Origin of the sequence: Micromonospora sp. NPDC049662 (assembly GCF_040675055.1) — a bacterium.
In the GTDB taxonomy this organism is placed as follows: Bacteria; Actinomycetota; Actinomycetes; order Mycobacteriales; family Micromonosporaceae; genus Micromonospora.
Genome location: NZ_JBFAOC010000003.1, coordinates 1 through 21,683 on the forward strand (window position 1 = coordinate 1; position 21,683 = coordinate 21,683).

Here is a 21,683-nt window from a genome sequence, read left to right on the forward strand (position 1 = left end):
GCCCGCCCACGCAGGGATCAAGCCTGACCGCCCGGAGTGGGCGGGCTCCCCGGAAACCCCGACCGCGCCCCCGGCGGAGTGGGCGGGCTCCCCGGAAGCCCCGGTGGCGTCTTCGGACGCGACAAGGCGGCGCAGGGCTAGCAGCAGCTCCCCGCGCCCAGCCCCGACGTCGACCACGTCCAGCCGTGGTGGATGGCCGAGGGCGGAGTCGACCTGCGCGAGGAGGCGCAGCAGCGCGGTGGCGAAGGCGGGGGAGGCGTGCACGCTGGTCCGGAAGTGGTCGGCCGGTCCGGTGCCGGCCACGAAGAAGCCGTCCGGCCCGTAGAGGGCCTGGCTCATCGCGTCCCGCCACGGGATCGGCATCAGCGAGTGCGGAGTGCGGAGGGCGTCACCGTGCCGACCCTACGGCCACCGGTCCGGTGCCGGCTTGCGATCCCCGTCGCGCGGCCGTGCGGGTTCACGCCCGGAAGTAGTGCCCCTCGTCGAGGTCGGCGATCAGCCCGGGGTGGGTCGGGGTCCAGCCCAGCAGGTCGCGGGTGACGGTGGACGAGGTCGGGTTGTCCATCTGCGCGAATCGCTCCAGGAAGCCGAAGTACTCGCCCGCCTCGTCGGCGTCGATGCTCCGGACCGGGATGTCGAGGTTGCGGCCGATCGTCTCGGCGAGCTGCCGGAAGGAGACTCCTTCATCGGCGGTGCCGTGCAGGCGTGCGCCGGCCGGCGCCTTCTCCAGGGCGAGTCGGTACAACACGGCCGCGTCCAGCGTGTGCACGGCCGGCCACCGGTTGGCCCCGTCGCCGACGTACGCGGCGTACCCGTGCTGCCGGGCGCTCGCGGTGATGGCGGCGATGAAGCCGTACCGGTCGAGTGAGCTGTGCACCGTGGGCGCGAGGCGGACGACGCAGGAGCGCACTCCACGGGAGGCGAGGCCGACCACGAAGTTCTCCGCGTCGATCCGGTAGCCGCCGCCCGGGAAGGTGTCCCGCTCGGTGCCGGGGCGACCGACGATGCCGCCCATCACCAGCATGGCGGTGCCACTCGTGCCGACCAGGGGCTTGCCGGAGTCGGCCAGGCTGTCGGCGAGTGCGGTGAGGGCGTCCAGGTCGACCGAGGCCGCGCCGGCGAGGTCGCCGTTGAGCATGAGGTCGTGGCGGAACGCCAGGTGGATCACTCCGTCGGAGGCGGCCGCCTCGTCGCGGAGCACGTCGAGGTCGGACAGGTCGCCCCGGCGGGCCTCGCCGCCGAGCTTCTCGATGGCGGCGGCGGAGGTGTCCGAGCGGGCCAGGCCGACGACGTGGTGCCCGGCGGAGAGCAGTTCCGGTACGACCGCCGAGCCGAGGTGGCCGGAGGCGCCGGTGACGAATACGCGCATGGTGGGTCCTTCGTGAGTGCCGATGTCACATTGCGACATCACCGTACCGCGCCTGATGTCATCGTGCGACATCGCCAAGCGCAGCAATGTCGCAATGTGACATCGGATACCATCGGGGCATGGCTCGCTGGCAACCCGACGCCCGTGGCCGCCTGGAGGCGGCCGCCTTCGAGCTGTTCCGGGAGCGCGGCTTCGACCAGACCACCGTCGCCGACATCGCCGAGCGGGCCGGTCTCGACAAGCGCACCTTCTACCGACTCTTCGGCGACAAACGCGAAGCCCTGTTCAGCGGCAGCCGGCACCTGGAAGAGGTGCTGGTCAAGGCGGTGGCAGAGCTGGACGCCGGCCCCTTCGACGCGGTGGTGGCGGCCTTCGGTCGGGTGGCCGAGGAGGTCTTCGCCGACCGCCTGGAACTCGTCCGGGCCCGACAGGCCATCATCGAGAGCAGTCCGGAGCTCCGGGAGCGCGAACTGCGCAAGACGGATTCGCTGGTTGCCGCGGTCACCGCCGCCCTCCGCGCCAAGGGCTTCGCCGAGACCACGGCCACCCTGGCCACCGTGTCGGGTGCCACGGTCTTCCGGGTCGCGTACGCCCGCTGGATCGCGCCCGGCAGCGACGCCTCGCTCAGCGACCTGATCGCCGAGGTGGCCGCCGAACTGCGTGCGATCACGTCACCCTCGGGCTCGGTTCAACAGATCGTGGGCAGTTCCGTTAGCCGCTAACGGAACTGCCCACGATCTGCCCGCCGTGCCGGGGTGGTGAAGGTTTTCACACATGCTTGTCCCGGTTCGGCGAGCCGGGCGCATACTTGCGATCGACCGGTACCCCTTCTCGAGGACTGGATCGTCGTCATGAGCGCACCGTTGCGCCCGCGTCCGGCCGCCCCCCACGGGCCTGCCGGGTCGTGGGATCGCGCCGACACCGGCGCCCGCGCCACCTCCCGCCCACTCACCGTCGGTGTCGTCGGCGCGGGCCGCGTCGGGGCCGTGCTGGGCGCGGCGCTCGCCGCCGCCGGGCATCACGTGGCCGCCGTCGCCGGTGAATCCGGGGCCAGTCGCGCCCGCCTCGCGCTGCTGCTGCCCGACGTGCCCCGCCGCCCGGTCACCTCCGTCGCCCGCGTCGCCGCCGACCTGCTGCTGATCGCCGTGCCGGACGACGCGCTGGCCGAGGTGGTCGCCGATCTCGCCCAGCGTGGCGCCCTGCGCCCGGGTCAGGTGGTCGCGCACACCTCCGGCGCGCACGGTCTGGCCGTGCTGGCGCCGGCCGCCGCGCTCGGCGTCCGGCCGCTGGCCCTGCACCCCGCCATGACCTTCACCGGTACGCCGGACGACCTGGCCCGCCTCGACGGAATCTCGTACGGGGTCACGGCCCCGGCCGACCTGCGCCCGCTGGCCGCCCGGCTCGTCACCGACCTGGGCGGTGTCCCCGAGTGGGTGGCCGAGGCGGACCGCCCGCTGTACCACGCCGCGCTCGCGCACGGTGCGAACCACCTGGTGACCCTGGTGAACGAGGCGACCGACCGGCTGCGTGACGCCGGGGTGGCCCGTCCGGAGAAGGTGCTCGCTCCGCTGCTGCGGGCCGCTCTGGAGAACGCGCTACGCCTCGGCGACGACGCGCTGACCGGTCCGGTCTCCCGGGGCGACGCGGGCACGGTCGAGCGGCACCTGGCCCGGCTGACCGCCACCGCGCCGGAGTCGGTCCCCGCCTACCTGGCGCTGGCCCGGCGTACGGCCGACCGGGCGATCGCCGCCGGCCGGCTACGACCGGTGGACGCGCAGTCGCTGCTCGGGGTGCTCGCCGGGACGGATCGGGAGGTGGCGGCATGACGCAGGTGGTGCATACCCGTGCCGAGCTGAACGAGGCCCGGGGCGCCCTGAAGGGCACCGTCGGCGTGGTGATGACCATGGGTGCCCTGCACGAGGGGCACGAGACGCTGCTGCGCGCGGCCCGGGAACAGGCCGACCACGTCCTGGTGACGATCTTCGTGAACCCGTTGCAGTTCGGGCCGAACGAGGACTTCGACCGCTATCCGCGCACCCTCGACGCCGACCTGGAGGTGTGCCGGCGGGCCGGCGCCGACCTGGTCTTCGCTCCGTCGGTGGCCGACATGTATCCGGACGGTCAGCCTCGGGTACGGCTGGACCCGGGGCAGCTCGGCGCCGAGTTGGAGGGCGCGAGCCGTCCCGGCTTCTTCCACGGTGTCCTCACGGTGGTCCTGAAGCTGCTCCAGCTCACGCGCCCCCACCTGGCGTTCTTCGGCGAGAAGGACTACCAGCAGCTCACCCTGGTCCGGCGGATGACCCGGGACCTGGACGTCCCGGTCGAGGTGATCGGCGTACCGACGGTCCGGGAGCCGGACGGGTTGGCGCTGTCCAGCCGCAACCGCTACCTGAGCGAGCCCGAGCGCGCGGCGGCGCTGAGCCTGTCCGCCGCGCTGCGGGCGGGGGCCCGGGCCGCCGACGACGGCCTGGACGCGGGCGAGGTGCTGACCGCCGCGCACGCCGCGTTCGGCGCCGGTACGCCCGGGGCCCAGCTCGACTACCTGGTGCTCACCGATCCCGAGCTGGAGCCCGGGCCGGTGTCCGGGCCGGCCCGCCTGGTGATCGCCGCCTGGGTGGGCACCACCCGGTTGATCGACAACGCGGCGATCCGTCTCGCTCCTCGTCCCTGACCTCGTCCGTACCCCCACCACCACCTTTGCGAAAGGCCAGTCCGATGCTGCGGACCATGCTCAAGTCGAAGATCCACCGCGCCACGGTGACCCAGGCCGACCTGCACTACGTCGGTTCGGTGACGGTGGACGAGGACCTGCTCGACGCCGCCGACCTGCTTCCCGGCGAGCAGGTCGCGATCGTGGACATCACTAACGGCGCCCGACTGGAGACGTACGTCATCCCGGGTGCGCGGGGCAGCGGCGTGATCGGCATCAACGGTGCTGCCGCGCACCTCGTACACCCCGGTGACCTGGTCATCCTGATCTCGTACGCGCAGATGGACGACGCCGAGGCCCGGTCGTACCGGCCGCGGGTGGTGCACGTGGACGCCGACAACCGGGTGGTCGAGCTGGGCACCGATCCGGCGACGGCAGCGCCGGGCACGGCCGGTGACCCGGTACCCAACCCGCTCGCGCTGTCCGGAGTCTGATCTCGCGCGCGGAGATTCCGGTCTGTCACCGGAAGGTCATTTCCGGTTACCCTGGGCACGCTGGCGGAAGCCGGTAGGTGGCTGGGGGAGGCCGCGATGCGCCGTGCCATGACGACCCTGTTCGCCACTGCCGTCACGGCAGTGTTGCTGGTGGGCTGTGCCACCTCCGGTGGGCTCGACGGCGACCTGACCGACGACTGGGCCGCGTTGCCGCCCGCCACGGCCTTCACGCCGGCCGCCGGGGTGTGCCAGGCCGCCGACTTCGTCGAGGTGGTCACGCTGGCCGCGTACCAGCCGATCGACTGCGCCGGCCCGCACCGGGTGGAGACCGTGCACGTGGGGGCGTTCCCCACCGAACGGCCCGCCGCGCCGGCCACCGGCTCGGTGGAGTTGCGCGGCGCGTTCGCCGAGTGCGACACCCGGGCCTCTGCGTACGTGGGCGACGACTGGCGGGCCGGGCGACTGCGGCTGTCGGTGGCGCTGCCCTCCGGGCCGGGTTGGACGGCCGGCGCCCGCTGGTACCGGTGCGACCTCACCGAGTTGACCACGGTCGAGACGGCGGCCACGGTGGTGGTTCGCTCGGGCAGCCTGCGGAACGCGTTGAAGGGGGCCAGCGGGCTGCGGTTGGGCTGTCAGCAGACCCGCGCCGGGGCGGGACGCGGTGTGCAGACGCTGGTCCCGGTGGAGTGCGCCGGCCGGCACGACGCCGAGTTCGTCGGGGTGTGGCGCGCGCCGGACAAGCCGTACCCGGCCAAGAACGCCGACTGGGCGCCCCTCTACGACGGCTGTCGCAGCGTGCTCGGCCGCTACGTGGGTGTGCCGGACGACTCCGACCTGCGGTTCCGCAGCGGGGTCGTGGTGCGCCCGCCCGGCGCGGGGCGCTGGCGTGTCGGTGACCGGGGGGTCCGCTGTTACCTGTGGTTGAGCGACCGTACGGTCACCGCGTCGTTGAAGGGCGCGGGTCCGGCCGGCCTGCCGGTGCGGACGAAGTGAGCGGCTCGGCGCGGTCCCGATCGGACGGGGTTGCCCAAACCACTCGTTGAGCCCCCGCCGCCCCGGGCGAGGATCGTTCGGGTTGACTGGTGGGATGGACCTTCCGACCGTCGACCTGCCGGCCCTGCCCAGACTGCTGGCCGCGCCCGAGCCCGGCTGGGTGGAGACCACCGACGTGATCGTGGTCGGGTCCGGGGTGGCGGGGCTGACCGCCGCGCTGCACCTGCGGGAGGCGGGCCTGCACGTCACCGTCGTCACCAAGGTCAACATCGATGACGGCTCGACCCGGTGGGCGCAGGGCGGCATCGCGGCGGTGCTCGACCCGGCGGACACGCCGGCGGCGCACGCGCGGGACACCGAGATCGCCGGTGTGGGGCTCTGCGACCCGGCGGCCGTCCGGGTCCTCGTCGAGGAGGGGCCGACCCGGCTGCGGGAGCTGATGCGGATCGGCGCCGAGTTCGACCGCCATCCGGACGGCTCGCTGATGTTGACCCGCGAGGGTGGGCACCGGGCGGACCGGATCGTGCACGCGGGCGGCGACGCGACGGGCGCGGAGGTGCAGCGGGCCCTGCACGCCGCGGTGCAACGCGACCCGTGGATCCGGCTGGTCGAGCACGCCCTCGTGCTGGATCTGCTGCGCGCGCCCGGTGACGGCCCGGACGGCCTCGGCCCGGCCTGCGGGATCACCCTGCACGTGCTCGGTGAGGGCAGCGAGGACGGCGTGGGCGCGTTGCTGGCCCGGGCGGTGGTGCTGGCCACCGGCGGGATGGGGCAGGTCTTCGCGGCCACCACCAACCCGGCGGTCTCCACGGGCGACGGGGTGGCGCTGGCGCTGCGGGCCGGCGCGGCGGTGACCGACGTCGAGTTCGTGCAGTTCCATCCGACCGCGCTGATCACCCCCTCCGGCGGCGGGGTGCCCGGCGCCGGGCACGCGCAGCAGCCGCTCGTCAGCGAGGCGCTGCGCGGCGAGGGCGCGTACCTGGTGGACGGCGACGGCAAGCGGTTCATGGTGGGCCAGCACGAGCTGGCCGAGCTGGCCCCCCGGGACGTGGTGGCCAAGGGCATCCACCGGGTGCTGCTGGCCAGCGGCGCGGACCACGTCTTCCTCGACGCCCGGCACCTGGGCGGCGACTTCCTGGCCGCGCGCTTCCCGACCATCGTGGCGTCCTGCCTGGCGATCGGCGTGGACCCGGCCGCCGACCTCATTCCGGTCGCTCCGGCCGCCCACTACGCCTCCGGCGGGGTCCGCACCGACCTGCGGGGCCGCACGTCGATCCCCGGTCTGTACGCCTGCGGCGAGGTCGCCTGCACGGGCGTGCACGGCGCGAACCGGTTGGCCAGCAACTCGCTGCTGGAGGGGCTGGTGTTCTCCCGGCGGATCGCCGACGACATCGCGGCCGGCCTGCCCGAGCAGGCCCAGCCGGCGGACGTCGGCGCGTGGCGCGGGGGTGCGGGCTGGGTGGTGCCGGCCGAGGCGACGCCGACCCTGCAGCGGGCGATGACGCGTGGCGCCGGGGTGCTGCGCTCGGCCGCGACACTGGCCGGGACGGCTGCGACGCTCACGGAGCTGGGCGCGGCGCGGGGTCGACCCCGGACCGCCGACTGGGAGGCGACGAACCTGCTCACGGTGGCGTCGACGCTCGTCACGGCGGCGTACGCGCGCGCCGAGACGCGAGGGTGCCACTGGCGGGAGGACTTCCCGACGGCCGACGAGCGGTGGCGGGGCCACCTCGTCGGGTCGGTCGGGGCGCAGGGCGCGGTGACGCAGCAGTGGGAGGAAAATTCATGATCGAGTCGACTCGGGTGGCGTTGCGGACGGCCGGACTGGACCCGGACCAGGTACGTCGGGTGGTCGAGACCGCACTGGTCGAGGATCTGGGGCCCGATTTCCTGGACGTGACCAGCGTGGCGACCATCCCGGCCGAGCAGACCGACACCGCCGACCTGGTGGCCCGCGCCGACGGTGTGGTGGCCGGGCTGGCGGTGGCCGCCGCCGTGTTCGAGCTGGTGGGCGAGGTGACGGGCTTCGGTCGTACCGTCGAGGTGTCGATGTCGGCCCGCGACGGCGAGCGGGTGGCCCGCGGCGACGTGCTGGCGACGGTGGCCGGCCCGACCCGGTTGCTGCTGACGGCCGAGCGGACGGCGCTGAACCTGCTCTGCCGGATGTCCGGGGTGGCCACCCACACCCGGGCCTGGGCGGACGCGCTGGCCGGCACGAAGGCGATGGTGCTGGACACCCGCAAGACGACGCCGGGCCTACGGGCGCTGGAGAAGTACGCGGTGCGGGCCGGCGGCGGCACCAACAAGCGGATGGGCCTCTACGACGTGGCCATGATCAAGGACAACCACAAGCTGGCGGCCGGCGGCATCACGGCGGCGTACCGGCGGGTCCGGGAGTCGTTCCCGGAGGTGCCGGTGCAGGTCGAGGTGACCACCGTCGCCGAGGCCGTGGAGGCGGTGGAGGCGGGGGCCGACTTCCTGCTCTGCGACAACATGACTCCGGAGTTGCTGGCCGAGGCGGTGGCCGCGGTGGGCGACCGGGCGGAGCTGGAGGCCACCGGCGGGCTGACCCTGGAGGTGGCGGCCCGCTACGCGGCCACCGGTGTCGACTTCCTCTCGGTGGGCGCGTTGACCCACTCGTCGCCGATCCTGGACATCGCGATGGACCTGCGCACCGAGTAGTTGTCTAGGCTGCGACAGTGCTGCTCTGCATCGACATCGGAAACACCAACACCGTGCTGGCGACCTTCGACGGCGACAAGCTGGTGCACTCCTGGCGGATCAAGACCGATGCCCGCTCGACGGCGGACGAGCTGGGCCTGATGTTCCGGGGCCTGCTCGCCGGGGACAACGTCGAGATCACCGGCGTGGCCGCCTGCTCCACGGTGCCGGCGGCGCTGCGCTCGCTGCGGACCATGCTGGGCCGCTACTACGCCGACCTGCCGAGCGTGATCGTCGAGCCGGGCGTGCGGACCGGGGTGCAGTTGGCGATCGACAACCCGAAGGAGGTGGGCGCCGACCGGGTGGTGAACACGCTTGCGGCGTTCACCCTCTACGGCGGGCCGTCGATCGTTGTGGACTTCGGCACCACCACCAACTTCGACGTGATCAGCGGCCGGGGCGAGTTTCTGGGCGGGGCGTTCGCCCCGGGCATCGAGATCTCCTTCGACGCGCTGGCCGCCCGTGCTGCCCAGCTCCGCAAGGTCGAGGCCACCAAGCCCCGCTCGGTGATCGGCAAGAACACCGTGGAGTGCCTCCAGTCCGGCCTGTACTTCGGCTTCGCCGGGCAGGTGGACCGGATCGTCGAGCGGATGACCGAGGAGTTGGGCGAGGTGCGGGCGGTGATCGCCACCGGCGGCCTCGCCTCCCTGGTGATGAACGAATGTCGCAGCCTCACCCACCACGAGCCGATGATCACGCTGATCGGCCTGCGGATGGTCTACGAGCGCAACCTCTGACCGGTCAGCGGCGTCGGGCGCGCAGCACCAACGTCCGGTACGGCAGCTCGACGGTTTCCCGGCCGGCCAGGGCGGGGTGGCTGTCCAGCAGGTCGGCCAGCTCGCGCGCGACCCGCCGCTGATCGTCGGCCGAGGCGGTGAGCCAGTACGAACGGGTGCGGATCATGCCCAGCACCTCGTCCGGGGTGAGGACCGTGCGGTGCCCGAACTCGCGCGCCTCGACGGCCGTGAACCCGTTTCCGAAGTCGGTGTTGTGCTGGACCAGCTCGGCCGACTTGTCGTCGAGGTGGGCGATCCTGCCCAGCTCCGCCACCCATTCGACGCTGTCGTCCCGGATGTTCCAGATGGGGGCGAAGAGGCCGCCGGGGCGCAGCACCCGGGCGATCTCGGCGTGCGCGGGCTCCCGGTCGAACCAGTGGTACGCCGTCCCCACCAGCACCGCGTCCGCCACGCCGTCGGGCAGCGGCACGGCCTCCGCGCTGCCCGCCAGCGCCGTCGTGCCCGGCGTGGAGACCGCGAGTTGCGTCCGCATCCCCGGATCAGGCTCCACGGGTACGACGTGGAAGCCCAGAGCCTGCACGGCGCGCGTCAGGATGCCGGTGCCGGCCCCCAGGTCGACAACCTGCCCGCCCTCGCCCAGGCCGTCGAGGGCCCACCGGAGCGCCGCGGCGGGATAGGTGGGTCGGAACCGGTCGTAATCGCTCGCCGCGGCACCGAAGGAGAGGGCGTGAGTGGGATCGACCATGACGGGCAGTATCCGGTAACGGCCCCCGGAGCGCTTGAGTACGCTCGGGCCTGACCCCCTGTATCTCCCGTGACGAGGAAGCGTGCCGTGAGCGAGCAGAACGCCGTGCCAGTGGACCCCGCCGACGACCTTCCCGAGCAGATGAAGGTCCGCCGGGAGAAGCGGGACCGGATGCTCGCCGAGGGCGTCGAGCCCTACCCGGTCGGTTTCCCGCGGACCACCACGCTGGCCGAGATCCGTACCCGCTACGCCGAGCTGCCCACCGACACCGCCACCGGCGACGAGGTCTCGGTCACCGGCCGGGTGATCTTCGTACGCAACACGGGGAAGCTCTGCTTCGCGACCCTGCGGGACGGCGACGGCACGGAGTTGCAGGCGATGCTCTCCCTCGACCGGGTCGGCGCGGAGCGGCTGGAGGCCTGGAAGCGCCTCGTCGACCTGGGTGACCACGTCGGCGTGACCGGCGAGGTGATCACCAGCCGCCGGGGCGAGCTGTCGGTGCTGGCGCAGCGCTGGGAGATGACCGCCAAGGCGCTGCGGCCGTTGCCGGTGGCGCACAAGCCGCTCTCCGAGGAGGCGCGGGTCCGGCAGCGCTACGTGGACCTGATCGTCCGCCCGCAGGCCCGGCAGATGGTCCGTACCCGCGCGGCGGCGGTACGCAGCCTGCGCGATTCACTGCACGGTCAGGGTTTCATCGAGGTGGAAACTCCGATGCTGCAACTCCTGCATGGTGGTGCGGCGGCCCGACCGTTCGTGACCCACAGCAATGCGTTGAGCACCGATCTGTATCTGCGAATCGCGCCGGAACTGTTTTTGAAGCGCGCCGTCGTCGGTGGCGTGGATCGCGTCTTCGAGATCAACCGCAACTTCCGTAATGAGGGTGTCGACTCTTCGCACTCGCCGGAGTTCGCGATGCTGGAGACCTACCAGGCGTACGGGGACTACGACACGATCGGCGAGTTGACCCGCAATCTCGTGCAACAGGCGGCGATCGCGGTGAGCGGCTCGACGGTGGTGACCCACGCCGACGGGCGGGAGTTCGACCTGGGCGGCGAGTGGCGATCGGTGTCGCTGTTCGGGGTCCTTTCCGAGGCGCTCGGCGAGGAGGTCACGGTCCGTACCGAACACGCTCGGCTGGTCGAGTACGCGGACAAGGTGGGATTGGCCGTGGACCCGAAGTGGGGCCCAGGCAAGCTGGCCGAGGAGTTGTTCGAGGAACTGGTCGTCCCCGGCCTGCAGGCGCCCACCTTCGTACGCGACTACCCGGAGGAGACCAGCCCGCTCACCCGGGCGCACCGCAGCGAGCCGGGGTTGGCCGAGAAGTGGGACCTCTACGTCCTCGGTTTCGAGCTGGGCACCGGGTACTCCGAGCTGGTCGACCCCGTGGTGCAGCGGGAACGGCTGGTCGCCCAGGCGCAGCTCGCGGCCCGGGGCGACGACGAGGCGATGCGTCTCGACGAGGACTTTCTCCGGGCCATGGAGTACGGAATGCCGCCCGCCGGGGGTATGGGAATGGGAATCGACCGCCTGTTGATGGCCCTGACCGGCCTCGGAATTCGGGAAACGATCCTCTTCCCGTTGGTCCGCCCGGAGTAGTCGTCCGCCGACTCCCAGCGAGTCGTAACGGCATCCTATTGACGGGGCGAGCAGCACGGGGGTTATTGTGCTCTCATTAGCAGGAGCGCCCTGCTCGAAAGGAATGTGGGACGTGGCCAAGCAGATCATTCACAAGCTGGTCGATGACCTGGACGGCGGGGACGCGGACGAGACCGTCAAGTTCGCGCTCGACGGCGTTCAGTACGAGATCGACCTGTCCGGCGCCAACGCCGCGAAATTGCGCGACGTATTCGCGCCGTACGTGGGTGCCGGCACCAAGGTTGGTCGGGGTGGCGTGGTGATCGGTGGGCGGGCCGCCCGCGGTCGCGGTGGCGCCACCGCCGACCGGGAGCAGAACAAGGCGATCCGGGACTGGGCCAAGAAGGCCGGCAAGGACATCTCGGACCGCGGTCGTATTCCGCAGGAGATCGTCGACGAGTTCCACGCCAAGCGCTGATCTCGTTCAGCGCAGCGGTGGCGGCGGCCACCGCGGGGCGACACCGACGCCGGGCCGGAGCTTCCTCCGGGCCGGCGTCGCCGTCTTTCCACCCCGTCGGGGCCGCGTGCGGTGGTCGGGTCGCGGGCGGGAATGTCGGGCGGACCGGGCGACGTTGTCCACAGGCGGTGGAGAAGTTTTCCACAACCTGTGGATGACCGCCGAGACGCCCCGCTGGGCCTCTCCGGGCCTCTCTGGGCCGCTCCGGAGGCGGCGGAGGGCTTCTCCGTGGCCCACCGGATTTCGCTCTACGCGTAGCGACAGGGGTACCGGAACACCTCCTGAGCGCGGACGGTTGTGCAAAACGACGTGGAACTGACCCGGACCGGAGAGACACGACCTCAGCCGAGTCGGTCAGCGACGATAGAGTAAGGAGGCACGGACGCCCGTCCCGGACGTTCGTGCACCGGCCCCGCCAAGATCTTGACCATCAAGGCGCACGGCATGTGAGGAGCACGAGGGCATGTTCGAGCGGTTCACCGACCGAGCGCGACGGGTTGTCGTCCTGGCCCAAGAAGAGGCCCGGATGCTCAACCACAACTACATCGGTACGGAACACATCCTGCTGGGCCTGATCCACGAAGGTGAAGGCGTCGCGGCAAAGGCCCTGGAGAGCCTCGGCATCTCCCTGGAGGGCGTCCGTCAGCAGGTCGAGGAGATCATCGGCCAGGGCCAGCAGGCGCCGAGCGGGCACATCCCGTTCACGCCGCGGGCCAAGAAGGTGCTGGAGCTGTCGCTGCGCGAGGCGCTGCAGCTCGGCCACAACTACATCGGCACCGAGCACATCCTGCTCGGGCTGATCCGTGAGGGCGAGGGCGTCGCCGCCCAGGTGCTGGTCAAGCTCGGCGCCGACCTCAACCGGGTCCGCCAGCAGGTGATCCAGCTCCTCTCCGGCTACCAGGGCAAGGAGCCCGCCGCGGCGGGTGCCGCGCCGGGTGAGGCCGCGCCGTCGACCAGCCTGGTGCTGGACCAGTTCGGCCGCAACCTGACCCAGGCCGCCCGCGAGGGCAAGCTCGACCCGGTCATCGGGCGCGAGAAGGAAATCGAGCGGGTCATGCAGGTGCTCTCCCGCCGTACCAAGAACAACCCGGTCCTGATCGGTGAGCCCGGCGTCGGTAAGACCGCCGTGGTGGAGGGGCTTTCCCAGAAGATCATCAAGGGCGAGGTGCCCGAGACTCTGAAGGACAAGCAGCTCTACACGCTCGACCTGGGTGCGCTGGTCGCGGGTTCCCGCTACCGCGGTGACTTCGAGGAGCGCCTCAAGAAGGTGCTCAAGGAGATTCGCACGCGGGGCGACATCATCCTGTTCATCGACGAGATCCACACCCTCGTGGGCGCGGGTGCCGCCGAGGGCGCGATCGACGCCGCCAGCATCCTCAAGCCGATGCTGGCCCGTGGTGAGCTGCAGACCATCGGCGCCACCACGCTCGACGAATACCGCAAGCACCTGGAGAAGGACGCCGCTCTCGAGCGCCGGTTCCAGCCGATCCAGGTGGGTGAGCCGTCGCTGGCGCACACCATCGAGATCCTCAAGGGCCTGCGGGACCGTTACGAGGCGCACCACCGGGTCTCGATCACGGACGCCGCTCTCGTGGCCGCCGCGACCCTGGCCGACAGGTACATCTCGGACCGCTTCCTGCCGGACAAGGCGATCGACCTGATCGACGAGGCCGGCGCCCGGATGCGGATCCGTCGGATGACCGCGCCGCCAGACCTGCGTGACTTCGACGAGCGCATCGCCCAGGTGCGTCGCGACAAGGAGTCCGCGATCGACGCGCAGGACTTCGAGCGCGCCGCCCAGCTGCGCGACAAGGAGAAGCAGCTCCTCGGTCAGAAGGCGCAGCGGGAGAAGGAGTGGAAGGCCGGTGACCTGGACGTCGTCAGCGAGGTCGACGACGAGCAGATCGCCGAGGTACTCGGCAACTGGACCGGTATCCCGGTCTACAAGCTGACCGAGGAGGAGACCTCGCGCCTGCTGCGCATGGAGGACGAGCTGCACAAGCGCGTCATCGGCCAGGAGGACGCGGTCAAGGCGGTCTCGAAGGCGATCCGGCGTACCCGGGCCGGCCTGAAGGACCCGAAGCGCCCGTCCGGCTCGTTCATCTTCGCCGGCCCGTCCGGTGTCGGTAAGACCGAGCTGTCCAAGGCGCTCGCCGAGTTCCTCTTCGGCAGCGAGGACGCCCTCATCCAGCTGGACATGTCCGAGTTCCACGACCGGTACACGGTGTCCCGCCTCGTGGGTGCCCCTCCCGGCTACGTCGGTTACGACGAGGGCGGGCAGCTGACCGAGAAGGTGCGTCGTCGTCCGTTCTCGGTGGTCCTGTTCGACGAGATCGAGAAGGCCCACCCGGACGTGTTCAACACGCTCCTGCAGATCCTCGAAGACGGTCGGCTCACCGACGGTCAGGGCCGGATCGTGGACTTCAAGAACACGGTCATCATCCTGACCACCAACCTGGGCACCCGCGACGTCGCCAAGGCGGTGTCGCTGGGCTTCCAGGCCTCGGAGGACTCCGAGTCGAACTACGACCGGATGAAGCAGAAGGTCAACGACGAGCTCAAGCAGCACTTCCGGCCTGAGTTCCTCAACCGGATCGACGACACCATCGTCTTCCACCAGCTGCGCCAGAGCGAGATCCTCTCGATCGTGGACATCATGATCCAGCGGATCGAGGGCCAGCTGCGCAACAAGGACATGGGTCTGGAGCTGACCGACAACGCCAAGAAGTACCTGGCGGCGAAGGGCTTCGACCCGGTGCTCGGTGCCCGTCCGCTTCGTCGCACGATCCAGCGCGACATCGAGGACAACCTCTCCGAGCGGATTCTGTTCAACGAGCTGACCCCCGGTCAGATCGTGGTGGTGGACTGCGAGGGCGACCCGAACGACATCGACAAGTCCAAGCTCGTCTTCCGGGGTGCGGAGAAGCCGGTCGAGGTTCCGGACGCCGTTCCGGCCGACCTCGGTGGCACCGCCGCCGGCACCGCGGCAGCGGCGACGGACGAGGTGGCATAACCAGCAGCACAGGGGGCGGGGCTCCGGCGGCGTAAGCCACCGGGGCCCCGCCCTTTTCTGCGCGCTGCCCCACTCCGTCGGCGGCGTTCCCACACCCGCGTCGGGCCGGCCGGGCGCGCTGGATCGAGGGTGATCTGGCGTCCGAGCGTAGGGCCCGGCGGGTCAGGTGATCAGGTTGGCGGCGGGGGTCGACGGGCCGTCGCCGGCGAGCCGGAACGAGTCGGCCCCGACGGGCTCCACGAGTCCGTCCTGCACCAGGCCGGCCAGTGCGCGGGCGCGCTGCACGTCGTCGGTCCACACCTGGTCGAGGCGCTGGTGCGGGACCGGCCCGGTGGTCTCCCGGAGCACCCCGAGCAGCAGTCCGCGTACCTGTCGGTCGGTGCCCGCGTACCGCTGGGGACGGCGGGTGGGGCCGGTCGGTGGTGCCTGCCCGGAGGCCCGCCAGGCGCAGACCGACTCGACCGGGCAGGCCGTGCAGCGCGGCGCGCGGGCGGTGCAGAGCACCGCGCCCAGCTCCATGAAGGCGGCGCTGGCCAGCGCGGCGGCGGCGGGCTCCGGGGGCAGCAGCTCCTCGGTGGCGACCAGGTCGGCCGGGCGGGTGACCGGGCCGGCGTCCGGCTCACCGGCCACGGCTCGACAGACCACCCGTCGGACGTTGGTGTCGACGACCGGGTGTCGCTGCCCGAACGCGAATGCGGCCACCGCGCGTGCCGTGTACGTGCCCACGCCGGGCAGCGCCAGTAGCTGTTCCAGTCGGTCGGGCACCTGGCCGCCGTGTCGGTCCACGATGGCCACCGCACATTCCCGCAGTCGGACGGCGCGGCGCGGATAGCCGAGCCGCCCCCACATGCGGATCGCCTCGGCCGGGGTGTCCGCCGCCAGCGCCGCCGGGTCGGGCCAGCGGGCCAGCCAGGCGTGCCAGGCCGGCACCACCCGGACCACCGGCGTCTGCTGGAGCATGACCTCGCTGACCAGGATGGCCCACGGGGTCACCTCGGGTTCCCGCCACGGCAGGTCACGGGCGTGCTGCTGGAACCATCGGCTGACCAGTGCGGCGAAATCGGGTTGAGTCATGGCGTCGTCGATGATGTCACGCGGTCCGGTCCCGCTGGTTGGGCGGCTCGGGCAGGGTGTCGCCGTGCTGGTGGACGGATCGGGCAGAATGCGCGGATGAACGAGCTCGCGATCACCGTCATCGGCCGGGACCGGCCGGGCATCGTGGCCGACGTCGCCGAGGTGCTGGCCCGGCTGGGGGCGAACCTCACCGACAGCACGATGACCCGCCTGCGGGGGCATTTCGCGATGACCCTCATCTGCACCGGCCCGGCCGCCGCCGAAGTGGAGGCGGCGTTGGCGCCGCTGGCGACCGAGGGGCAACTTCTGGCGACCGTACGCGCGGTGACGCCGGACGGTGAGGTGGCGCCGGCCGGCGAGCCGTACGTGCTGGCGGTGCACGGGTCGGACCGGATGGGCATCGTGGCGGCGATGACCCGGGTGCTGGTGGACGCCGGTGGCAACGTCACCGACCTGAGCACCCGGCTGGCCGGTTCGCTCTACGTGGTGTTGGCCGAGGTCGAGCTGCCGGCGGGGGTCGTCGAGGCGCTTACCGAACGGCTGCACCGGACGGCCGCCGAGGTGGGGGTCGAGGTCACCCTCCGGCCGGCAGACCCGGATCTGCTGTGAGCGACGGGCGGGGCGAGGCGTACGCCGGTCTGGGGGATTGGACGCCGGAGTCGCTGGCGATGGCGGGTGAGGTGCGGGCCGTCGTGTCGGCCCCGCATCCGGTGCTGAGCCGGGCCGGAGGCGACGTCGATCCCACCGCCGAGGAGATCATCCGGTTGGCCGCCGACCTGGTGGCCACGATGCGGGTCTCGCCGGGCTGCGTGGGTCTGGCGGCGCCGCAGGTCGGCGTGGGCGCCCGGGTCTTCGCCGTCGACGTGACGGGCCACCCGAAGGCGGTCACCGTGCACGGCACCTTCGTGCTGTGTAATGCCCGGGTGGTCGAGGCGACCCGATGGAAGCCGGGTCGGGAGGGCTGCATGTCCGTGCCGGACCTGACCGGGGACGTGAAGCGGGCGAGTCGGCTCGTCGTGGAGGGTGACCTGCCGGGCACGGGGGCGGCGGTCCGACTGGTGACGGACGGCTTCGAGGCGCGGGCGTTGCAGCACGAGATCGACCACTGTGAAGGGCTGCTCTTTCTGGACCGGGTGGCCGGCGCGCACGCCGTCTACCAGCGCAAGGTCTATCTCTGACCGGGCGGCCGGACGCCGGCCCGTCCGTCCTCAGTGGATGTTCTTCGCGCTGCCCCGCTGACGCTCCGGCGCGTCGTGACCCGCCGGTGGGTGCGGCGCGACTACGGTGGGGGGCATCATGCGTCTGACGGTCGGCCCCCTGCCACCCGCCGTGTACTGGCGGCGTCGCGCCGTCGTATTCGGAGCGGTGCTGCTTTTCCTGATTGTCGTGCTCTACTCCTGCACCGGCTCGGGTCGCTCCGGCGGTCACCCACGGGCCGGCTCGACGCCGACTCCGACGTCAAGCCCGGGGGCGGTGGGGCCGGTGCTGACCCCGCAGTCGGAGGCTCCGTCGGCGTCCGGGTCGGCGGCGCCGAGTGCCACGGAGCAATCCGCCGGTCCGGATGCCACGAACGCCACGGACCCCGGCCGCGGAGTCACCACCAATGACCCACCGCCGGACTCGGCCGCCGGGTCGGTCGACGACGGCACCTGCACCGACGCGGAGATCAGCGTGACGTCGGCGGCGCGGCCCAGTTCGGCACAGCGCGGCGCGGTGGTCGACCTCCAACTGAAGATCAAGAACACCTCGCAGCGTACGTGCAGCCGTAACGTCGGCGCCGACCTCCAGGAGATCTTCATCAAGGCGGGCGCCGAGAAGGTGTGGTCGTCCGACACCTGCGGCAAGGTCCAGGGCTCGGATGTGCAGTCGTTCACGCCCGGGTTCGAGCGCTCCTACCAGGTGGGCTGGAACGGACGGGACACCAGCCGGTGCGACGGCGCGGGTCTGGCCGCGGGGCCGTTCGCGCCGGCGGGGACGTACCAGGTGTTCGCCCGGGTCGGCACCAAGTACAGCGAGCCCGCGAAGATCACGATCACCGGCTGAGTCGGCACTCCGGCCAGCCGGATCGGCGGCGGATCAGACGTACCGCTCAAGGATGGATGCCTCGGCGAGCCGGGACAGGCCCTCGCGGACGCCCCGGGCGCGGGCGTCGCCCACACCCTCGACGGCCTGCAGGTCCTCCACGGTCGCGCCCAGCAACCGCTGCAGGCTGCCGAAGTGCAGCACCAGACGGTCGACCACGGCCACCGGCAGGCGCGGAACCTTGGCCAGCAGCCGGAAGCCCCGCGGGCTGACGGCGGCATCCAGCGCGTCGGATGCGGCCGGGTAGCCGATCGCCTTGGCGACCGACACCAGGTCGATCAGCTCGGTGGCGCCCAGCAGATCCAGCTCCACCAGCGCCTCGTCCAGGGTGCGGGACTTACGGCCGACGGGCAGGTAGTCCCGGATGACAAGCGTGCGGTCGGCGTCGACACCGGCCATCAGCTCGTCGAGCTGGAGAGCGAGCAGTCGACCGTCGGTGCCCAGCTCGACGACGTAACCGGCGATCTCGTCGGCGATCCGGCGGACCATCTCCAGCCGCTGCACCACCGCCACCGCGTCCCGCACCGTGACCAGGTCTTCGATCTCGAGCGCGGAGAGCGTGCCGGAGACCTCGTCCAGCCGCAGCTTGTAGCGCTCGAGGGTGGCCAGCGCCTGGTTGGCCCGGGAGAGGATCGCGGCCGAGTCGTCGAGGACGTGCCGCTGACCGTTGACGTAGAGGCTGATGATCCGCATCGACTGGCTGACCGAGATCACCGGGTAGCCGGTCTGCCGGGCGACCCGTTCGGCGGTGCGGTGCCGGGTGCCCGATTCCTCCGTCGGGATGGACGGGTCGGGCATCAGGTGCACGGCCGCCCGGACGATGCGGGTGCCGTCACTGGACAGCACCACGGCGCCGTCCATCTTGCACAGCTCGCGGACCCGGGTCGCGGAGAACTCGACGTCCAGCGGGAAGCCGCCGGTGCAGAGGCCCTCGACGACCTTGTCGTAGCCGAGCACGATGAGCGCGCCGGTGCGACCCCGCAGGATGCGCTCCAACCCGTCGCGCAGCGCGGTGCCTGGTGCCATCAGGGCGAGATTCGCCCGCAGCGGATCGCCGGCACCCCCGGCAGCGGCGGTCACGCTCACGCTGATCGGGCGGGCCGGCGAGCCCACGGTGCCGGTGCGGGCCTGGGGCGGCGCTCCGGCAGGCTTGGTGGTATCGCGGTCGATCGGCACGGGCACAGTCTACGGACTGCCGTGCGGTGGGTGCTGTCGTGGTTACTGTGATGTGTCACGATGCCGCCCTTCGAACCGTTTCCACTTGCGGCGATGCTGTCCGTTATCGCCGTTGGCGTCGGCACGCTGAGTCACTCGGCGGACGCGCGGGCCGCATGGTGCAGGGCTGAGCGCACGTCAGTGACCTCGGTCACCCGCATCTGATCCGGCCCCGCACCGGTGCTCGCCGGGCCACAACCCGGCGGAACCAGCGCCACCTTGAACCCCAGGCGGGCGGCCTCCGCCAGCCGGCGCGGCACCGCACCGACCCGGCGCACCTCGCCGGTCAACCCCACCTCGCCGATCGCGACGAGATGCGGCGCGATCGCCAGGTTGAGCCCGCCGGAGGCGACCGCCAACGCGACGGCCAGGTCGGCTGCCGGCTCCACCACCCGGATGCCGCCGACGGTGGCCGCGAACACCTCCCGGTCGTGCAGGGTCAACCGCTCCGTACGCCGTTGCAGGACCGCGAGCACCATGGCCAGGCGGGCCGAGTCGAGGCCCGAGACGGTACGGCGGGGAGAGCCGGCCACCGTCGCGCCGATCAGGGCCTGTACCTCCGTGACCAGTGCCCGCCGCCCCTCCATCGCCACGGTCACGCAGGTGCCGGGCACCGGTTCGGAGTAGCGGGTGAGGAACAGCCCGGACGGGTCGGCCAGGCTGCTGATGCCGCCCTCGTGCATCTCGAAGCAGCCCACCTCGTCGGCCGCCCCGAACCGGTTCTTGACGCCGCGCACGAGCCGTAGCGAGGAGTGTTTGTCGCCCTCGAAGTGCAGCACCACGTCGACCAGGTGCTCCAGCACACGCGGCCCGGCCACCTGACCGTCCTTGGTGACGTGCCCGACCAGCACGGTCGCGATGCCCCGCTCCTTGGCGACCGAGACCAGTGCGGCGGTGACCGCCCGGACCTGGGTCACGCCGCCCGGCACACCCTCGGTGCCGGTGGTCGAGATGGTCTGCACCGAGTCGAGCACCAGCAGGCCCGGCTTGACCGCGTCGAGGTGCCCGAGCACCGACGCCAGGTCGCTCTCGGCCGCCAGGTAGAGCTGCTCGTGCAGGGTGCCCATCCGCTCGGCGCGCAGCCGGACCTGACTGACCGATTCTTCCCCGCTGACCACCAGGGACGGGCTGCCGGCGCCCACCGCCCACTGCTGCGCCACGTCGAGCAGGAGGGTCGACTTGCCCACGCCGGGCTCGCCGGCGAGCAGCACGACCGCCCCGGGGACCAGGCCGCCACCGAGCACCCGGTCCAGCTCGCTCACCCCGGTCGGCCGGGCGCGGGCCGGAGCCGCGCTGATGGTGGCGATCGGCCGGGCCGGCTCGGCCGGCATCCGCGAACTGACCACCCGACCGGAGACGGTCGGCCCGGTCACCGTCGACTCGACCACCGAGCCCCACTCGCCGCACTCCGGGCAGCGACCCACCCACTTGGGCGGCTGGTGCCCGCAGGCGTCGCACTCGTACGCCGGGCGCGGTTCGCGGGTGGCGGACCGGGCGCGGGGCGCACCTGCCGCGCCGCCACGGCCGGAGGTCGATCGGGAGGTGGTCACATCAGGACGCTAGCCGCCTCGTACGACGAAAACACCCCGGCGTGGTGGTTCCCACGCCGGGGTGTTCCGTAGTTGAGGATCGGGCTCACTCGTGGGTGGTGCCACCCTCGTTGCCCTCGTAGCCGCCCTCGCGCTCGATGATCGGCGAGGCGGGGGCCGCCGGGGTGAGCGGCACCGCGATCGGCGCGGGGCCGGTGACCGTGTTGCCGTTGCCGAAGTCGAAGGTCACGACGACGTTCTGGCCGGAGCGCAGCGCCTCGGTCAGACCGACCAGCCGCAGCTGCGAGGTGGACTCCGAGTTGAGCTGGAGGTAGCTCAGCGGGGCCAGTTCGATGCGGGCGGGCTGGCCCGGCGCGGCAGCGCTGGCCGAACCCGACGCCCGCGCCGACTCAGGTGCGGACGGGGTCGCCGACGACGAGCCGGTCTCGGACGGGGTCGCCGACGGGCTGGCCGAGCCGGACTCGGTGGTCGACGGGCTGGCCGAGCCCGACGGGGTGGCCGAGGCCGACGGGGTGGCCGAGGCCGACTCCGAGGCGGACGGCGTCGGGCTGGCCGAGCCACCCGAGATCAGCACCTCGCGGGCGCTCTGCGTGGTGACGGTGACCGTCACGGTGCTCTTCGAGTCGTTGTAGATCACCGCGTTGAGCGGGGCGTCCTGGCCGGCCCGGTAACCCTCGGTGCCGGGGTAGGTGACCAGCAGGCCACGCACCGAGTAGGCGCCGTTGGGGGTCGTGAGGTTGACGCCCTGGACGGACGGCTCCTTCAAAGCCGTCTCGGCGATCTGGCCAGCGCCGCATCCGGACGCGAGCAGGCTGGTGGCCGCCGCGACTCCGGACAGCAGCAGGGCCGCCCGCCGGGATCGGTTGATCGAGCGCGTCACGTCGGTCCTCCTCGTTACGATCCCCACCCGGGCGCACGCCGGGGGAGGTGGCCATACCCGCGCAGACC

At 72.0% G+C, this 21,683-nt stretch carries 20 protein-coding genes and 1 pseudogene; 14 read left to right on the forward strand and 7 right to left on the reverse strand.

The window, feature by feature from the left end; all coding sequences use genetic code 11:
* Both AB0J36_RS03120 and AB0J36_RS03125 read right to left on the reverse strand, forming a co-directional pair.
* Window positions 1-363, reverse strand: a pseudogene (locus AB0J36_RS03120) (hypothetical protein); the annotation flags it as partial.
* A gap of 94 nt (window positions 364-457) precedes the next feature.
* Window positions 458-1,369, reverse strand: a complete 912-nt coding sequence (locus AB0J36_RS03125; RefSeq protein ID WP_363660073.1) for an SDR family oxidoreductase — start codon at window positions 1,367-1,369, stop codon at window positions 458-460.
* Between the two features lie 119 nt (window positions 1,370-1,488).
* Between AB0J36_RS03125 and AB0J36_RS03130 the strand changes: the two genes are divergently transcribed.
* The 8 genes from AB0J36_RS03130 (at window position 1,489) to AB0J36_RS03165 (ending at window position 8,964) form a co-directional block, all read left to right on the forward strand.
* Entirely contained in the window at window positions 1,489-2,091 is a 603-nt protein-coding gene (locus AB0J36_RS03130; RefSeq protein WP_363660074.1) for a TetR family transcriptional regulator, read from the forward strand.
* A gap of 129 nt (window positions 2,092-2,220) precedes the next feature.
* Window positions 2,221-3,195: a Rossmann-like and DUF2520 domain-containing protein gene (locus AB0J36_RS03135; protein WP_357128625.1), complete on the forward strand. Its 975-nt coding sequence runs from the start codon at window positions 2,221-2,223 to the stop codon at window positions 3,193-3,195.
* Entirely contained in the window at window positions 3,192-4,040 is an 849-nt protein-coding gene (panC, locus tag AB0J36_RS03140; protein WP_357172585.1) for a pantoate--beta-alanine ligase, read from the forward strand. Before AB0J36_RS03135 ends, panC begins: the two co-directional genes overlap by 4 nt.
* A 44-nt stretch (window positions 4,041-4,084) precedes the next feature.
* Window positions 4,085-4,513 (forward strand): aspartate 1-decarboxylase, encoded by a 429-nt coding sequence (gene panD, locus AB0J36_RS03145; RefSeq protein ID WP_357172582.1) that lies wholly within the window; start codon window positions 4,085-4,087, stop codon window positions 4,511-4,513.
* A 96-nt stretch (window positions 4,514-4,609) separates the two neighbouring features.
* The gene (locus AB0J36_RS03150; protein ID WP_357128633.1) at window positions 4,610-5,506 is read left to right on the forward strand and encodes a septum formation family protein; all 897 of its coding nucleotides are present in this window, start codon (window positions 4,610-4,612) and stop codon (window positions 5,504-5,506) included.
* A gap of 94 nt (window positions 5,507-5,600) precedes the next feature.
* Window positions 5,601-7,295, forward strand: coding sequence for an L-aspartate oxidase (locus AB0J36_RS03155; RefSeq protein ID WP_357128636.1), 1,695 nt, complete (start codon window positions 5,601-5,603; stop codon window positions 7,293-7,295).
* Window positions 7,292-8,188 (forward strand): carboxylating nicotinate-nucleotide diphosphorylase, encoded by an 897-nt coding sequence (nadC, locus tag AB0J36_RS03160; protein ID WP_357128639.1) that lies wholly within the window; start codon window positions 7,292-7,294, stop codon window positions 8,186-8,188. Before AB0J36_RS03155 ends, nadC begins: the two co-directional genes overlap by 4 nt.
* 17 nt (window positions 8,189-8,205) lie before the next feature.
* Entirely contained in the window at window positions 8,206-8,964 is a 759-nt protein-coding gene (locus AB0J36_RS03165) for a type III pantothenate kinase (protein WP_357128642.1), read from the forward strand.
* A 4-nt stretch (window positions 8,965-8,968) separates the two neighbouring features.
* Here AB0J36_RS03165 and AB0J36_RS03170 read toward each other — a convergent pair whose 3' ends face one another.
* Window positions 8,969-9,709 carry a class I SAM-dependent methyltransferase gene (locus tag AB0J36_RS03170; protein WP_357128645.1) on the reverse strand — a complete coding sequence of 247 codons (741 nt, stop codon included), beginning with the start codon at window positions 9,707-9,709 and terminating at the stop codon, window positions 8,969-8,971.
* A gap of 87 nt (window positions 9,710-9,796) precedes the next feature.
* Between AB0J36_RS03170 and lysS the strand changes: the two genes are divergently transcribed.
* The 3 genes from lysS to AB0J36_RS03185 all read left to right on the forward strand — a co-directional run bounded on the left by lysS (window position 9,797) and on the right by AB0J36_RS03185 (window position 14,814).
* On the forward strand, window positions 9,797-11,305 hold the full coding sequence (lysS, locus tag AB0J36_RS03175; RefSeq protein ID WP_357128648.1) for a lysine--tRNA ligase: 1,509 nt from the start codon (window positions 9,797-9,799) through the stop codon (window positions 11,303-11,305).
* A gap of 112 nt (window positions 11,306-11,417) precedes the next feature.
* Window positions 11,418-11,762, forward strand: coding sequence for an Lsr2 family protein (locus AB0J36_RS03180; protein WP_355051005.1), 345 nt, complete (start codon window positions 11,418-11,420; stop codon window positions 11,760-11,762).
* Between the two features lie 502 nt (window positions 11,763-12,264).
* Entirely contained in the window at window positions 12,265-14,814 is a 2,550-nt protein-coding gene (locus AB0J36_RS03185) for an ATP-dependent Clp protease ATP-binding subunit (RefSeq protein WP_357128651.1), read from the forward strand.
* Between the two features lie 162 nt (window positions 14,815-14,976).
* On the opposite strand, the gene AB0J36_RS03190 is transcribed toward AB0J36_RS03185, so the two are convergent.
* Window positions 14,977-15,888, reverse strand: a complete 912-nt coding sequence (locus AB0J36_RS03190; protein ID WP_363660075.1) for an A/G-specific adenine glycosylase — start codon at window positions 15,886-15,888, stop codon at window positions 14,977-14,979.
* 96 nt (window positions 15,889-15,984) lie between these two features.
* Between AB0J36_RS03190 and AB0J36_RS03195 the strand changes: the two genes are divergently transcribed.
* From AB0J36_RS03195 to AB0J36_RS03205, 3 genes are all read left to right on the forward strand, one after another.
* Window positions 15,985-16,497: an ACT domain-containing protein gene (locus AB0J36_RS03195; protein WP_357128657.1), complete on the forward strand. Its 513-nt coding sequence runs from the start codon at window positions 15,985-15,987 to the stop codon at window positions 16,495-16,497.
* A 59-nt stretch (window positions 16,498-16,556) separates the two neighbouring features.
* The gene (locus AB0J36_RS03200; protein ID WP_357392368.1) at window positions 16,557-17,066 is read left to right on the forward strand and encodes a peptide deformylase; all 510 of its coding nucleotides are present in this window, start codon (window positions 16,557-16,559) and stop codon (window positions 17,064-17,066) included.
* 118 nt (window positions 17,067-17,184) lie between these two features.
* Window positions 17,185-17,931 (forward strand): hypothetical protein, encoded by a 747-nt coding sequence (locus AB0J36_RS03205; protein WP_363660076.1) that lies wholly within the window; start codon window positions 17,185-17,187, stop codon window positions 17,929-17,931.
* A 33-nt stretch (window positions 17,932-17,964) separates the two neighbouring features.
* Here AB0J36_RS03205 and disA read toward each other — a convergent pair whose 3' ends face one another.
* The 3 genes from disA to AB0J36_RS03220 all read right to left on the reverse strand — a co-directional run bounded on the left by disA (window position 17,965) and on the right by AB0J36_RS03220 (window position 21,615).
* Window positions 17,965-19,146, reverse strand: coding sequence for a DNA integrity scanning diadenylate cyclase DisA (gene disA, locus AB0J36_RS03210; protein ID WP_355051000.1), 1,182 nt, complete (start codon window positions 19,144-19,146; stop codon window positions 17,965-17,967).
* Window positions 19,147-19,277: 131 nt separating this feature from the next.
* Window positions 19,278-20,735, reverse strand: coding sequence for a DNA repair protein RadA (gene radA / locus AB0J36_RS03215; RefSeq protein WP_357128667.1), 1,458 nt, complete (start codon window positions 20,733-20,735; stop codon window positions 19,278-19,280).
* Window positions 20,736-20,820: 85 nt separating this feature from the next.
* A complete protein-coding gene (locus AB0J36_RS03220; protein WP_357128670.1) occupies window positions 20,821-21,615 on the reverse strand; it encodes a hypothetical protein in 795 nt (264 codons plus the stop codon).
* Window positions 21,616-21,683: the final 68 nt, after the last annotated feature.

Excerpts from the sequence above, each read along its gene's own strand:
- AB0J36_RS03150 (WP_357128633.1), top strand. The coding sequence starts at position 4,610 with ATGCGCCGTGCCATGACGACCCTGTTCGCCACTGCCGTCACGGCAGTG.
- AB0J36_RS03200 (WP_357392368.1), top strand. The coding sequence starts at position 16,557 with ATGGCGGGTGAGGTGCGGGCCGTCGTGTCGGCCCCGCATCCGGTGCTG.
- AB0J36_RS03185 (WP_357128651.1), top strand. The coding sequence starts at position 12,265 with ATGTTCGAGCGGTTCACCGACCGAGCGCGACGGGTTGTCGTCCTGGCC.
- AB0J36_RS03135 (WP_357128625.1), top strand. The coding sequence starts at position 2,221 with ATGAGCGCACCGTTGCGCCCGCGTCCGGCCGCCCCCCACGGGCCTGCC.
- AB0J36_RS03130 (WP_363660074.1), top strand. The coding sequence starts at position 1,489 with ATGGCTCGCTGGCAACCCGACGCCCGTGGCCGCCTGGAGGCGGCCGCC.
- AB0J36_RS03205 (WP_363660076.1), top strand. The coding sequence starts at position 17,185 with ATGCGTCTGACGGTCGGCCCCCTGCCACCCGCCGTGTACTGGCGGCGT.
- AB0J36_RS03125 (WP_363660073.1), bottom strand. The coding sequence starts at position 1,369 with ATGCGCGTATTCGTCACCGGCGCCTCCGGCCACCTCGGCTCGGCGGTC.
- AB0J36_RS03170 (WP_357128645.1), bottom strand. The coding sequence starts at position 9,709 with ATGGTCGATCCCACTCACGCCCTCTCCTTCGGTGCCGCGGCGAGCGAT.
- panD (WP_357172582.1), top strand. The coding sequence starts at position 4,085 with ATGCTGCGGACCATGCTCAAGTCGAAGATCCACCGCGCCACGGTGACC.
- panC (WP_357172585.1), top strand. The coding sequence starts at position 3,192 with ATGACGCAGGTGGTGCATACCCGTGCCGAGCTGAACGAGGCCCGGGGC.
- AB0J36_RS03195 (WP_357128657.1), top strand. The coding sequence starts at position 15,985 with ATGAACGAGCTCGCGATCACCGTCATCGGCCGGGACCGGCCGGGCATC.
- nadC (WP_357128639.1), top strand. The coding sequence starts at position 7,292 with ATGATCGAGTCGACTCGGGTGGCGTTGCGGACGGCCGGACTGGACCCG.
- AB0J36_RS03155 (WP_357128636.1), top strand. The coding sequence starts at position 5,601 with ATGGACCTTCCGACCGTCGACCTGCCGGCCCTGCCCAGACTGCTGGCC.
- AB0J36_RS03190 (WP_363660075.1), bottom strand. The coding sequence starts at position 15,888 with ATGACTCAACCCGATTTCGCCGCACTGGTCAGCCGATGGTTCCAGCAG.